Here is a 14,331-nt window from a genome sequence, read left to right on the forward strand (position 1 = left end):
GATCCATCCCCGGGTGTCACTTGGCAATTTCATGGCGGCATTGTGGCCACCTTGCCATCATGGCGCCGCCCCGCGCCCCAGGCCCCCAACCGGACCCGCCCGTGATGAAGCAGATCCGCCTCAACGCCTTCGACATGAACTGTGTCGGCCACATCCACCAGGGCTTGTGGCGCCATCCGCGCGACCGTTCGACGCAATACACCGACCTGGCCTATTGGATGGAGCTGGCGCGCACGCTGGAGCGCGGTTTGTTCGACGGCCTGTTCCTGGCCGACGTGCTGGGCGTCTACGACGTTTACCAGGGTGGGCCTGAGGTCGCGGTGCGCGAGGCGGTGCAGGTGCCGGTGGGCGATCCCCTGCTGCTGGTCCCGGCCATGGCGGCGGCGACCACCCATCTGGGCTTCGGCGTCACCGCCAATGTGAGCTATGAGCCGCCCTACACCTTCGCCCGGCGCATGAGCACGCTGGACCATCTGACGGGCGGGCGCATCGGCTGGAATATCGTCACCGGCTATCTGGACAGCGCGGCCCGTGCCCTGGGGCTGGACGGCCAGGCGGCGCATGATGACCGCTATGCCGTGGCCGAGGAATACATGGACGTGGTCTACCGCCTGTGGGAGGGCAGCTGGGCCGACGACGCCGTGCGCCGCGACCGTGAGGCGGGGGTGTACGCCGACCCGGCCCGCGTGCGCGCCATCCGCCACCGCGGCCCCCATTTCCGGATGCAGGGTGTGCATCTGGCCGAACCGTCGCCCCAGCGCACGCCGGTGCTGTACCAAGCGGGCTCGTCCGACCGGGGGCGCAAGTTCGCCGCCGCCCATGCCGAATGCGTCTTCGTCAACGGCGGCCCCAAGCCGCACGTCGCCCGCCTGGTGGCCGACCTGCGCGGCCTGGCCCGCAGCCTGGGCCGTGATCCGGCCGACCTCAAGGTCTTCGTGGGCGCCACCGTGGTGGCGGCGGAGACCGACGCCCTGGCCGAGGTCAAGCGGCAGGACTATGAGCGCCACGCCAGCGTGGAGGGCGCCTTGGCCCATGCCTCGGCCTCGCTGGGCATGGACTTCGCCGCCAAGGACTGGGACGAACCCATCCATGCCGGGCAGAGTCAGGCCGTCACCTCCAACATCGAGAACCAGGCCGCCCGCCGGCGGGACAAGGTGCTGACACGGCGCGGTCTGGTGGACGGCCTGCGGCTGGGCGGACGCCAGGCGCCCATCGTCGGCGGACCCGCGACGGTGGCGGATGAACTGATGGCGTGGGTGGACCAGGCGGACGTCGACGGCTTCATCCTGGCGCGCACGGTGACGCCGGAATGCTTCACCGACTTCATCGACCTGGTGGTGCCGGAACTGCAACGCCGGGGCGCCTACAAGACCGAGTACACGCCCGGTACGCTGCGGGAAAAGCTGTCCGGCCAGGGCGCCCGGTTGCCGGACAACCACCCTGCCGCCAGCCGGCGCTGGGCTTAGGCCAACAGATCCGCGCGCGAGACCGGCGGCGTGGGCCTGGCCCACGCCTGCAACAGGGTGACAGTGGGGTGATGTCGGTCAGGCCGCGAACAGGAACAGCGAGAGCAGGGGGGAGGTGTCCCGGATCAGCGTCCGCACCTCCCCTTCCGACACGCGGTCGCGCTCCATCAGCAAGCGCACGATGGGCTCGTCCAGGATCTCGTCCAGCGTCGCTTCCGTCTCTGCCATGATGGTGGTCCCCTTCCGCGCCAGTGAAACAACGGCACGACGATACTGCGATTAAGAATGATTCTCAAATCATCATTTCGCTGTTACCGTACCGGGCATATGCCGGGACGGGCGGGGCAAACGGCTCGTTGGGATGCGGGCGCCTGTGGGTCGAGGGAACCGGGGCATCAGGCCGCCGGCGCCGCCTCCTGCCCTTCCAGCACGGCCACCAGTTCCTCCAGCGCGTGGGTCAGGTGGGTGCGCAGCAGGTCCACGGCTTCCGTGCGCTTGCCGTCGCGGCAAAGGGCCACCAGCGCGTCGTGCTCGGCCATGGAGCGGTCGTGGATGGCCGGGGTGATGGAGAGGTGCAGCCGGACATAGCGGTCCAGGCTGTCGTGGATGCGCTTCACCATCTCCAGCATCACCGGGCGCTGGGCCGGCTCGTACAGCGCCTCGTGCAGCTGCCAGTTCAGGGTGCCCCAGCGGCTGGGGTCGGCGGTGTGCAGGTCCTTCAGCACGCCTTCCGCCTTCTTGATCTGCTTCGCGCTCAACTGCGGGATGGCGCGGTTCAGCAGGTCGATCTCCAGCAGCAGTCGCACCTCGAAATATTCCCGCACCTGGGCGGGGGACAGCTGCGCCACCACCGAGCCCTTGTAGGGGATGGTGGCCACCAGGCCCTCCGCCTCCAGCTGCTGCAGCGCCTCGCGCACCGGGATGCGGCTGACGCCCAGCTTCTGGGCGATCTCATCCTGGCGCAACTGGGCGCCCAGGGCGTATTCGCCGGAAAGAATCATCTGCCGCAGGGCGTCGACCACCTGGGCCGACAACGATTTCCGTTCGATCTTGGCGCGTGCAATCATTTGGTGGCTTCTTGGGAAGGGATGCGGATTGGAAAAGGCGACCCTGTGAATTGCCCCTGAACATCCTTAAAACGGATGTAAAAGCAATTGTTTTTCTAAAATAGGCTAGACGGTTCGGGGCGGACGCGCCATGGGTTGTTGGTGCATGGCCCGGTCTATTTCCCGTTCAGCCTCAAGCGAGGGCGCCACGGCCGTCCGTTCCGGGGATGGGGCCCGGGGACGGGGCGGCGCCGAGCTTGACAGTTTGGATATCGTATCCGATACGCTATCCCCCTGCCAGGGCCACGCGCGCCCAGAGGCATGATCAAAGACGATAACGGGACAGGGCACAGCATGGCGGCGATGGCGGGTGCGGACAGCGGTCCAGGGAATGGCGTCGCGGTGGCGGGTGCGCCGGAGGGCGACGACGCCAGCGGCGGGCATCCCCCCGGTCTCTATCTCCTGTTCGCGGTCGAGTTCTGGGAACGGTTCTCCTATTACGGCCTGCAATCCATCCTGATCTTCTTCCTGCTGTGGCACCTGTCCATGGACAAGGTCTCGGCCTATGCCCAGCTCGGCGCCTTCGGCGTGCTGGTCTATATGTGCCCGGTGGTGGGCGGGTTCATCGCCGACCGTTGGGTGGGCGCCCGCCATGCCGTGCGCGCCGGTGCCGTCCTGCTGATGCTGGGCCACGGGCTGATGGCCTGGCAGCCGGCGCAGACGGTGGAACGGCTGGTGACGCCCGACGCCAGCTATGACCTGAAGCGCCCCATCCTCTACCCCGCCGAGGGGGAGGAGGGCGCCCGCCAGGTGGTGGTGAACGGCACCGCCCAGGTGATCACCAGCCTGGTCGGCGTGCCGGATGGCGACCCCGATGTCCGGACGCTGACCTATGCCGGTCCCGACGGCGCCCCGGTCACCCTGGTGGGCCGGCTGGAAAAGAAGCCGGATGGTCCGGGGCTTAAGCTCTTCTATCTGTCGCTGGCGCTGATCGCCGCCGGCGTGGGCCTGCTGAAGCCCAACATTTCCGCCCTGGTCGGCCGCCTTTATGGCCAGCGCCACGCGGCGCGTGACCGGGGATTCCTGATCTTCTACCTGGGCATCAACGCCGGTGGCCTGATGGGCAGCATCGTCTGCGGCTGGCTGGGCGCCGTGCTGGGCTGGGAATGGGGCTTCGGGGCCGCCGGCATCGGCATGGCGGTGGCGCTGGCGACCTTCACCCTGGGCCGCCGCCTGCTGCCGCCGGAGCTGCCGGTGGCCGAGGGTGGGCCCCGCACCGCCGGCACCAGCCGTGGCGGGGTGCTGGCGCTGGCCGGCGGGCTGGCCGTGGCGCTGGCCTGCTGGCTGATCGTCGACCACCCCAAGGTGGTGGGCCATGTGCTGGACATCGCCGCCGTGGCCGGATTGGCCGCCGTTTTCTATTTCGCGCGGAGCTACGATGCGCGCCAGCGCCGCCACCTGGCGCTGCTGCTGCTGCTCATGCTGGTGTCGGTGCTGTACTGGACGCTGTTCTACCAGGGGCCGGCGTCGCTGAACGTCTTCGCCGCCGAATGGACCGACCGCCATATCGGCCCCGTACTGGTCCCGGCCCCCGTGCTGCAGTTCCCCGACAAGGCCTTCGTCATCCTTCTGGCCCTGCCGCTGGCGGGATTGTGGCGCTGGATGGACCGGCGGCGGCGCGATCCCGGCCCGGTCACCAAATTCGCCCTGGGCGTGCTGTTCGTGGGCCTGGGCTTCCTGGCGCTGGCCGGCGGCATCGAGCTGACCCCGGCGGGCCTGCGCGTCGGCGTGGCCTGGCTGCTGTCGCTCTACCTGCTGCAGGAGGTGGGGGAGCTGTGCCTGTCGCCCACCGGCCTGTCGGCCATCACCCGTCTGGCTCCCCCGGCCATCACCAGCCTGCTGGTGGGCCTGTGGTTCCTGTCCACCGCCTATGGCCAGCGCCTGAGCGCGCTGGTGGCCCAGGCGACGGTGGTCGACAGCGGCCTGCCGGCGGCGGCGCAATTGGCCTCATACCAGGCGGTGTATCTGACGGCTGGCCTGTGGTCCTGCGCGGCCGCGGTGCTGCTGCTGTTGTTGGTGGTGCCGCTGCGCCGTCTGAATGATTGACCTGGCAAGTTCCCTCAGGCGCCGGGCGCCGCCATCCGGCAGCTTGGCTTGTTCTCGCTTTTTAGTCCGCTGACGCTCCCCCAAAAGCTCCGGCGGACGCAGTCGCGTCCTACAACGGCATGAGGCATGCTCATGCCGTTGCCATATCTCTCACGATCCTGAAAAAGACGGATTTTTGAAAATGACCAAGGGTGTTGGGGGGCTGTCAGCCCCGGCGGTGCTGTCGACCTTGAAATCCCGGCGGGCGGCGGTGCAGCCCATCACGGCGGAAGAGTTCCGCGCCCGGATCGAGGCGGTGCGCGCCCAGATGGCGGCACGCAAGGTGGACGCCCTGCTGCTGCCGGCGTCTTCCAACCTGCTGTATTTCACCGGCCTCGATTGGCACCCCAGTGAGCGGCTGACGGCGGCGCTGATCCTGAAGGACGGCGATCCCATTTACGTCTGCCCGGCGTTCGAGGAGCCCAAGCTGCGCGGTCACCTCACCATCGGTGACCGGATCCTGACCTGGCAGGAGGATGAAAGCGCCTACGCCCTGGTGGCGGATCTGGTGCGCGGCCAGTCGGGCGGCGGGGCCACCGTGGCGGTGGACGCGCTGGGCTATGCCGGCGTGTTCTTCGATCTGGCGGCCAGTCTGCCGCAGGCGACGCTGGTCGACGCGCGGCCCCTGACGGAGGCCTGCCGGCGGGTGAAGTCGGCGCATGAGATCGCCCTGCTGTCCCATGCCAAGGCCATCACGCTGGAGGTCCACCGCCTGGCGGCCGGCATCCTGCGTCCCGGCATCACCCCGGATGAGGTGGTGGCCTTCATCGGCCAGGCCCATCGCGCCCTGGGGGCGGACGGCGGCAACACCTTCTGCGCCGTGCAGTTCGGCGAGGCCACCGCCTATCCCCACGGTGCCCCGGGCGAATGGTTCCTGAAGGAGGGCGATCCCGTCCTGATCGACACCGGCTGCGCCATCGAGGGCTACAAGTCGGACATCACCCGCTGCTACGCCTTCGGCCACGCCTCCATCGAATACCGCCGGGTGTGGGAGGATGAGCGCGACGCCCAGATGGCGGCCTTCAACGCCGCCCAGATCGGCGTGCCGTGCGAGGCGGTGGACATCGCCGCCCGCAGCTTCCTGGAATCGCGCGGCTACGGCCCTGGCTACCAGGTGCCGGGCTGCCCCCACCGCACCGGCCACGGTGTGGGCCTGGACCTGCATGAGCCCGCCTACATCGTCGGCGGCAACAAGCAGCCGCTGGAAGCTGGCCTTTGCTTCAGCGTGGAGCCCATGCTGTGCCTCTACGGCAAGTTCGGCGTGCGCTTCGAGGACCATGTCTACATGACGGAAGACGGCCCCCGCTGGTTCACCACCCCGCCGACCGACGTGGATAACCCCTTCGGGTTGCATCATTAAGCGGGGCATCCAGCCGCATGGTCCATTGATCATGCGGCTGTAGCCCGCGACTGCGGGTGCCGGACGTTTCCGGGGAGCATCAGCGGACCGGAAACGGAGGACAAGCCAAGGGCGCGGATGCGCCCGCCCGGCGTCTGAGGGCGAAAAAAAGGGCCGATCCGCGAGGACCGGCCCTTGTCAGGATGTGCCTTGGGAGGAAACGCCAGATCTAAGCCAGGCTTGGGACTTAGACCTGGAAGCCACGCCAGAACGGATCCTGGGTGGGGTCGACGTAAATGGTGTTGAGGCCGGTCTGCACCGCCCAGCCCTTGATGGACGGGCGGATGCTGGGGAAGTCGCCGAGCTTGCCCGCACTTTCCACGCGGCCCTCGAACAGGCTGCCGATGATGCTCTCGTGCACGAAGCTCTGGCCGACGCTGAGCTTGCCCTGGGCCGCCAGGTGGGCCATGCGGGCCGAGGTGCCGGTGCCGCAGGGCGAGCGGTCGATGGCGCGGTCGCCGTAGAACACGGCGTTGCGGCCGTGGGCGTCCCGGTGCTTGGGCTTATCCACCCACATCACGTGGCTCAAGCCCCGGATGGTGCTGTCCAGCGGGTGGACGGGGGTGATCTTCTCCCGCACCAGCTGGCGCACCAGGCCGCTGTAATGGATGATCTTCTGGGCGCCCAGGTCGTCGATGCCCTTGTAGGCGCCTTGCGGCTCGATGATGCCGTAGAAGTTGCCGCCGTAGCTGATGTCCAGGGTGATGGGGCCCAGCTCCGGCACCTCGATGGTGATGCCCCGGCTGTGCAGGAAGCTGTCGATGTTGAACAGCCGTACCCAGGTCACCTTGCCGGCCGCCATCTCATACTCGACGCCGATCTGGCCGGCGGGCACGTCCAGCACCAGCTTGCCCGGCGTGCGGGGGCGGATCAGGCCGTGTTCCAGGGCGAAGGTCACCATGCCGATGGTGCCGTGACCGCACATGGGCAGGCAGCCCGAGGTCTCGATGAACAGGATGGAGGCGTCGGCCTCCGGGCTGCACGGCGGGTAGACGAAGCCGCCCGACATCATGTCGTGGCCGCGCGGCTCAAAGCACAGCGCCGTACGGATCCAGTCGAAGCGCGACAGGAAATCCTGGCGCTTCTCGCTCATCGTGGCGCCCACCAGGGGCGGGTGGCCGCCCATGACCAAGCGCACCGGGTTGCCGCAGGTGTGCCCGTCGATGCAGGCGAAGGTTTGACGGCCCGTGGGCAGCACGGGATCGCCGGTCGGAGCGCTGGGGGCGGTGGTCATGGGAGCAGGCCTTCAAGGCAGATGACTACTGGGGATACTGGCGAAACTGGAACTGGTTCCCCAGTTCCAGTTTCGCTAGCCCGCGACGGCGGGCGCCGGAGCGAGCACCGCAGGGCGCAGCGAGAATAGCCAAGCCAGCGGACGCTGGCGCCGGCGCTTGAGGAAAACGAACAAGCCCCGCCGGCGTCTGAGGGAACTACTTAGAGACTCGGACGAGTCGCGGCGGCCTTCTCGACCATGGCGATCACGTCGGCGCGGGTCTGGCCTTCCAGGAGGTAGCGCGGCGGGCGCACGCGCTCGGAACCCCGGCCCATCACCTGCTCAGCCAACTTGATACTCTGCACCAGGTCGTGGCGGGCATCCAGGTGCAGCAGCGGCAGGAACCAGCGGTAGATGGCGCGGGCCTTGGCCAGGTCGCCGGCGACGACGGCGTCATAGAGCGCCACCGACTCCTTGGGGAAGGCGTTGGTCAGGCCGGAGATCCAGCCCTTGGCGCCCAGCAGCAGGCCTTCCAGGGCCACGTCGTCCAGGCCCGCCATCAGCATCAGCTTGGTCTCGTCGATGGCATTGGCGAGATCGGTGAAGCGGCGGGTGTCGGGGGCCGATTCCTTCAGCGCCACGATGGTCGGAATTTCCGCCAGGCGCTGCAGCAGGGCCACGCTGATGTCCACGCGGTAGGCCGGCGGGTTGTTGTACAGCATGATGGGCAGCGGCGAGGCGGCGGCCACGGCGGCGAAGTGGCGGAACAGCTCTTCCTCGGTCGGCACGTACACCATGGCCGGCAGCAGCATCAGGCCGTCGGCGCCGATTTCGGCGGCGTCCCGGGCATAGGCGACGGCGCGCGGCGTGGTCAGCTCCGACACGCCGGTGATCACGGGCACGCGGCCGGCGGTCACTTCCTTGGCGGCGGCCAGGACCTTGCGCTTCTCGTCAGGCTCAAGGGAGTTGTTTTCGCCCACGGTGCCCATGATGATCAGGCCGTGCACGCCGTCGCGGATCAGCCCGTCGATCACCCGCTGCGTTTCCGCCAGGTTGATGCTGAGGTCTTCGTTGAACTGCGTCGTCACCGCGGGGAACACACCGCGCCAGTTGGGCAGGGCCATCTCTTAAAACCTTTCACGATTCCGCATACGCGCTTGTCGGCATGCGCTCCGATGGATACTATAATGGGATATTGTATCCAATCAAGGGACTCCGCACATGTCGGCCGCTGATAATAGCCGCAACCCACCCATGCCGTTCCGCCCCGGTGCCGGCACCATCGCGGTGGTGGGGGCGGGTGTGGTGGGCACGGCGACGGCGTTGGCCCTGGTGCGCGACGGCCATGAGGTCGTCCTGATCGACAGGGATGAGCCGGGGCGCGGCTGCTCCTATGGCAATGCCGGCCACATCGCCACCGAACAACTGTTGCCCCTGGCGTCCTTCGCCACGTTGCGCCGCGTGCCGCGCCTGTTGTTGAATCCCAAAGGCCCGCTGGGTATCCGCAAGGGCGCCCTGCCCATCCTCGCCCGGGGGTGGGCCAAGGATTTCCTGGCCGCCTGCCTGCCGCGCGCCCACGCCCAGGGCACCGCGATCCTGTCCGGCCTGATCGAAACCGTGGTGCAGGACTGGCGCGGCCTGCTGGTGGGCACGGGCGCCGAGGCGCGCTTCCAGACGCGTGGCCATCATAGCGTCTGGGAAAGTGCCGCACCGGAGGCCGCCATCGCGGCATCCGTGGCCGCCGCCCAGGCCCTGGGCGTGCCCGTCACCAACTGGGGCTCCCGGCCTGAGGATTGGCCGGCCTTGCCCGAGGCCCTGCGGCACCGGGTGACGGGCGGCATGACCTATACCGGCACGGGCCACGTCAACGACCCCTTCGGCCTGACCCAGGATCTGGTGGCAAGCTTCCTGGCCCGTGGCGGGCGCATCGAGAAGGCGGACGTCCAATCCCTGGAAACCGACGGGGCGGGCTGGCGGCTGCGCCATGGCGGTGGCGTGATGACGGCCGACGCCGTGCTGGTGGCGCTGGGCGTCGACTCGGGCACCTTGCTGGAGCCCCTGGGCTATCGCGTCCCGATGATCGCGGAGCGCGGTTATCATGTCGTGGTGCCGGGCGACTCGGGGCTCGACCGCCCGGTGGTGTTCGAGGACCGCACCGTTATCGTGACACCCATGGCGATGGGCCTGCGCGCCACCAGTTTCACCGATTTCAACGGCCCCGATGACGCGCCCGATCCCCGCCGCCCGGCCCTGCTGCGCCACCATCTGCGGGAGGTCGGCCTGATGGCCCCCGGTGGGGACAGCAGCGAATGGACGGGGTGTCGTCCCAGTTTGCCCGACTACCTGCCCATGCTGGACGCCAGCCGTCGGCACCGCGGTCTGTATGCCGCCTGTGGTCATCAGCACCTGGGCCTGACCTTGGCCGCCGTCAGTGCGCGCCGCATGGCCGATATCGTCGCCGGCCGCACGCGGCCGGACCCGGCCATGGCCCTGGACCGCTTCTCGTAAGGCGCCCTCATCCCTCACTTCCGTCCTATGACCGGAGGCGTAGTTCTTCAAGATGCAAAATCGTATACGATATCCCAAACCAGCTTGGCAGTTGGGTCCCTTTGCTCCGCCGCCCGCATCGCCGGCGGCCCATGGCGTTTATGCCGGGGCGCCCCAATCTGATCACGACAACAAATCCAAAAACACAGGGGCATGGTGATGGCGCGTGAGCTGGGAGACAACCCCATGACGAATTTCAGTGCGCCGTCGCGGCGCACCATCCTGCGCGGCGCGGCCTCGGCCGCCGCCCTGATGTCCCTGCCGGCGGTGGCGGCCCCGCTTGCGCCGCCCTTGGCGTCCGGCACGGCCCAGCCCTTCCCGCTGTCGGCCGTGCGGCTGAAGCCCTCGCCCTTCAAGGCGGCGGTGGATGCCAACACGCGCTATCTGCACAGCCTGGAACCCGACCGCCTGCTGCACAACTTCCGTACCGGCGCCGGGCTTGAGGCCAAGGGTGCGGTCTATGGCGGGTGGGAGGCCGACACCATTGCCGGCCACACCCTGGGCCACTATTTGAGCGCGCTGGCCCTCATGCACGCCCAGACCGGCGACGCGGAATGCAAGCGGCGGGTGGACTACATCGTCGCCGAACTGGCGGAGTGCCAGAAGGCCCAGGGCGACGGCTATGTCGCCGGCTTCACCCGCAAGCGCGGCGACATCGTCGAGGACGGCAAGGTCGTGTTCGATGAACTGCGGCGTGGCGACATCCGCTCCGCCGGGTTCGACCTTAACGGCTGCTGGGTGCCGCTGTACAACTGGCACAAGCTTTATGCCGGCCTGTTCGACGCCCAGACCCTGTGCGGCAACACCCAGGCCCTGGACGTGGCCGTCAAGTTGGGCGGCTATATCGATGGGGTGTTCAGCCACCTGAATGACGAGCAGGTCCAGAAGGTGCTGGATTGCGAGCATGGCGGCATCAACGAGAGCTTCGCCGAACTCTACGCCCACACCGGTGATCGCCGCTGGCTGCTGCTGGCGGAGCGGCTCTACCACGCCAAGGTGCTGGTACCCCTGTCGGAAGGCCGGGATGAGCTGGCCAACATCCACGCCAACACCCAGATCCCCAAGCTGATCGGCCTGGCCCGCCTGGCGGAACTGACGGGGGCGGAACGCCATGCCAAGGCCTCGGCCTTCTTCTGGCAGACGGTGACCACCAACCATTCCTATGTCATCGGCGGCAACGCGGACCGCGAGTATTTCCAGGAGCCGCGCTCCATCTCGCGTCACATCACCGAACAGACCTGTGAGGGCTGCAACAGCTACAACATGCTGAAGCTGACCCGCATGCTGTACGCCCGCCAGGCCGACGCGCGCTATTTCGACTTCTATGAGCGCGCGCATTTGAACCATGTGCTGGCGCAGCAGAACCCGGAAACGGGCATGTTCACCTACATGACGCCGCTGATGTCCGGCGCGGCGCGCGATTTCTCCACCCCCACCGAGGATTTCTGGTGCTGTGTCGGCAGCGGCATGGAAAGCCACGCCAAGCATGGCGAGAGCATCTACTGGCGGGCCAACACGGGAAACGGCGGCGCGGAGGATCTGGCCGTCAATCTTTACATCCCCTCCACCCTCACCTGGGCGGAGCGTGGGGCGGTGGTGGAACTCGACACCCGCTATCCGGAAGCGGAGACGGTGCTGCTGACGCTGAAGGCGCTGAAGCGCCCGGCCACGTTCGCCATCAGCTTCCGCATCCCCGCCTGGTGCACCGGCGCCACGCTGGCGGTGAACGGCAAGCCGCAGGAGATGCAGGCGCGGAACGGCTATGCCGTCGTGCGGCGGGAATGGAAGGCCGGCGATGCCGTCGCCTTGCGACTGCCCATGGCGCTGCGCCTGGAATCGACCAACGACGATGCCGACACGGTGGCCTTCCTGCACGGCCCCCTGGTGCTGGCGGCCGATCTGGGCCCGGCGCCGAAGAGTGAGGCGCCCACCGGTTCCCCCCAACCGACGCCGGTGGCGGAGGCCTTCCAGGGGCCCGCGCCAGCCCTGGTGGCGGCGTCCGTCCTGGATGGCTTTCAGCGTGCCGCCCCCGATGCGATGGTGTGGCGGACCGCCGGCATTGGCCGGCCGGGCGACATGGAGTTCAAGCCCTTCTATCAGCAGTACACCCGGCGCACGGCCGTCTATTTCAAGCGCTATACCGAGCCGCAGTGGAAAACGGCCGAAGCGGCCCTGGCACAGGAGGCCGCGCGCCAGCGCGACATCCAGGCGCGCTCCGTCGACGTCATGCACCTGGGCGAGATGCAGCCGGAACGCGACCATGGGCTGGAGGCCAAGACCTCCTACCCCGTGACCTACCGGGGCCGGAACGGGCGTGACGCGCGTACGGGCGGCTTCTTCGAGTTCAAGGCCAAGGTTCGGTCCGGCGCCCTGGTGCTGCAGGCCACATACTGGGGCGACGAGCGCCGCCGCTGGTTCCACATCCTGGTCGATGGCACCCGCATCGCCACGCAAAAGCTGGACGCGGAACGGCCGGGTGCGTTCTTTGATGTGGAATACCCCATCCCCGCCGATCTGACGGCGGGCAAATTCACTGTCGTCATCCGGTTTGAGCCGGAGACCGGCTATTCCGCGGGACCGGTCTTCGGTTGCCGCGTCGTCGCAGCGTCAGCCTCTCAGGGAGCGCCTATCTGATGAACCGCCTGCCTTCCAATCGACTGGCCGCCCGCCTGCTTGTCGGTACCGCCCTTTTCGTGAGCGCCGTGTCGATCGGTCAGGTGACCGGGCCCCTGGCCACCGTGGCGCACGCCGCCACGCCCGCCAATCCTGTGGCCGGCAAGGCGGACGCCCAGTTCAAGGCGATCTACACCAAGGAATGGACGTGGCGGCAGGAGGAGTTCAAGGGCGAGGACGACGAGGACAGTACCGACCAGGTCACCAACCACCTGCCCAAGGTCGACGCCGCCACCCAGGACCGGCGCTTGAAATATTGGGATGGCATCATGAAGGAGTTGGAGGCCGTCCCCCAGGCCGACCTCTCGCCCGAGGCCAAGGTCAACTACGGCATCTATCGTGACCAGATCGCGGTGTTGCTGGCCAGCCAGCAGTTCCGTGACTATGAAAAGCCGCTGAACGCCGACAGCTCCTTCTGGTCCAATCTGGCCGGTGGCGCGCGCAAGCCGTTCCATACGGCGGCGGAGTACAAGGCCTTCATCGGCCAGATGAATGACATCCCGCGCTATTTCAACGAGCAGATCGTGAACATGCGCGCCGGCCTGAAGCGCGGTTTCACCCCGCCCAAGGTGACGCTGGCCGGCCGCGACAGCGGCCTGGTGAACGTGGTCGAGGCCAAGACGCCCGAAGACAACGTCTACTACACGCCCTTCAAGCAGATGCCGGACAGCATCCCGGCCGCCACCCAAACGGAATTGCGCGCCGCCGCCGTGGCCGCCATCACCAAGTCGGTGGTGCCCGCCCACCAGGCGCTGCTGAAGTTCGTGCGCGAGGAGTACTTCCCCGGTGCCCGCACCGACCTGGCGGCGGAGACGCTGCCGGACGGCAAGGCCTACTACCAGTCCAAGATCAAGGAATTCGCCACCGTCGACATGACGGCCGACCAGATCCACAAGATCGGCCTGGATGAGGTCGCCAAGATCCACGCCCAGATGCTGGACGTGATGAAGGAGGTGAAATTCCAGGGCGACTTCCCCGCCTTCCTGAAATTCCTGCGCACCGATCCGCAGTTCTACGCCAAGACGCCGGAAGAGCTGCTGATGCGGGCGGCGTGGATCGCCAAGAAATTCGACGGCAAGGCCGACCAGTATTTCGGCTACCTGCCGCGGTCGCGCTTCGCCATCATCCCGGTGCCGGCGGACATCGCCCCCTTCTACACCTCCGGCCGCGGCGGTCCCGGCGTCTACCTGGTCAACACCTACAATCTGCCGGCCCGCGCCCTCTACTCCTTGCCGGCGCTGACCCTGCACGAATCCGCTCCCGGCCACGCCTTCCAGATGCCCATCGCGGCGGAACAGAAGGATCAGCCGGAATTCCGGCAGAAGGTCTACATCTCCGCCTATGGTGAGGGCTGGGCGCTCTACTGCGAGAAGTTGGGCGAGGAGATGGGCATGTATGAGACGCCGTATGAGCGCTTCGGCATGCTGAGCTACCAGATGTGGCGCGCCGCCCGCCTGGTGGTGGACACCGGCATCCATGCCAAGGGCTGGACGCGCGAACAGGCCCAGCAATACCTGCACGACAACACGGCCCTGGCCGACCATGAGATCGAGACGGAGGTCGACCGCTACATCGCTTGGCCGGGCCAGGCGTTGTCCTACTATCTGGGCGAGATGGCCATCCTGAAGGCCCGCGCCAAGGCGGAGAAGGCGCTGGGCCAGAAGTTCGACCTGCGCAACTTCCACGACACGGTGCTGAAGCTGGGGTCGGTGCCGCTGCCGGTGCTGGAGGCCCGCATCGACCGCTTCATCGCCGAGGGCGGGAAGAGCCCCTACCCGGCGCAGTAAGCGCGCTGGCCGGGACCAGCGGCCGGGGGCGTCTCCGCACGGGCACCCGTCCCCG

The 14,331-nt window shown here is 67.8% G+C and carries 10 protein-coding genes; 6 read left to right on the forward strand and 4 right to left on the reverse strand.

Features of this window, described 5'->3' with window-relative positions; all coding sequences use genetic code 11:
* Positions 1-104: 104 nt before the first annotated feature.
* Entirely contained in the window at positions 105-1,466 is a 1,362-nt protein-coding gene (locus FHS74_RS00085) for an LLM class flavin-dependent oxidoreductase (RefSeq protein WP_184796283.1), read from the forward strand.
* A gap of 78 nt (positions 1,467-1,544) precedes the next feature.
* On the opposite strand, the gene FHS74_RS00090 is transcribed toward FHS74_RS00085, so the two are convergent.
* Both FHS74_RS00090 and FHS74_RS00095 read right to left on the reverse strand, forming a co-directional pair.
* Positions 1,545-1,694: a hypothetical protein gene (locus tag FHS74_RS00090; protein WP_184796285.1), complete on the reverse strand. Its 150-nt coding sequence runs from the start codon at positions 1,692-1,694 to the stop codon at positions 1,545-1,547.
* Between the two features lie 167 nt (positions 1,695-1,861).
* Complete coding sequence (locus tag FHS74_RS00095; protein ID WP_184796287.1) at positions 1,862-2,533, reverse strand: GntR family transcriptional regulator; 672 nt, start codon at positions 2,531-2,533, stop codon at positions 1,862-1,864.
* A gap of 333 nt (positions 2,534-2,866) precedes the next feature.
* Between FHS74_RS00095 and FHS74_RS00100 the strand changes: the two genes are divergently transcribed.
* Both FHS74_RS00100 and FHS74_RS00105 read left to right on the forward strand, forming a co-directional pair.
* Positions 2,867-4,618, forward strand: coding sequence for a peptide MFS transporter (locus FHS74_RS00100; protein WP_184796289.1), 1,752 nt, complete (start codon positions 2,867-2,869; stop codon positions 4,616-4,618).
* A gap of 181 nt (positions 4,619-4,799) precedes the next feature.
* Entirely contained in the window at positions 4,800-6,017 is a 1,218-nt protein-coding gene (locus tag FHS74_RS00105) for a M24 family metallopeptidase (RefSeq protein ID WP_184796291.1), read from the forward strand.
* A gap of 226 nt (positions 6,018-6,243) precedes the next feature.
* Here the strand turns inward: FHS74_RS00105 and FHS74_RS00110 are convergent, their stop codons facing one another.
* The gene (locus FHS74_RS00110; protein WP_184796293.1) at positions 6,244-7,290 is read right to left on the reverse strand and encodes a 4-hydroxyproline epimerase; all 1,047 of its coding nucleotides are present in this window, start codon (positions 7,288-7,290) and stop codon (positions 6,244-6,246) included.
* Positions 7,291-7,490: 200 nt separating this feature from the next.
* Positions 7,491-8,393, reverse strand: coding sequence for a dihydrodipicolinate synthase family protein (locus tag FHS74_RS00115; protein ID WP_184796295.1), 903 nt, complete (start codon positions 8,391-8,393; stop codon positions 7,491-7,493).
* Positions 8,394-8,490: 97 nt separating this feature from the next.
* Between FHS74_RS00115 and FHS74_RS00120 the strand changes: the two genes are divergently transcribed.
* The 3 genes from FHS74_RS00120 to FHS74_RS00130 all read left to right on the forward strand — a co-directional run bounded on the left by FHS74_RS00120 (position 8,491) and on the right by FHS74_RS00130 (position 14,276).
* The gene (locus FHS74_RS00120; RefSeq protein ID WP_184796297.1) at positions 8,491-9,777 is read left to right on the forward strand and encodes an NAD(P)/FAD-dependent oxidoreductase; all 1,287 of its coding nucleotides are present in this window, start codon (positions 8,491-8,493) and stop codon (positions 9,775-9,777) included.
* 225 nt (positions 9,778-10,002) lie between these two features.
* Positions 10,003-12,450: a glycoside hydrolase family 127 protein gene (locus FHS74_RS00125; protein WP_184796299.1), complete on the forward strand. Its 2,448-nt coding sequence runs from the start codon at positions 10,003-10,005 to the stop codon at positions 12,448-12,450.
* On the forward strand, positions 12,450-14,276 hold the full coding sequence (locus FHS74_RS00130; protein ID WP_246462832.1) for a DUF885 domain-containing protein: 1,827 nt from the start codon (positions 12,450-12,452) through the stop codon (positions 14,274-14,276). Before FHS74_RS00125 ends, FHS74_RS00130 begins: the two co-directional genes overlap by 1 nt.
* Positions 14,277-14,331 lie beyond the last annotated feature (55 nt).

This window comes from Nitrospirillum iridis (assembly GCF_014205765.1).
Lineage (GTDB): Bacteria > Pseudomonadota > Alphaproteobacteria > Azospirillales > Azospirillaceae > Nitrospirillum > Nitrospirillum iridis.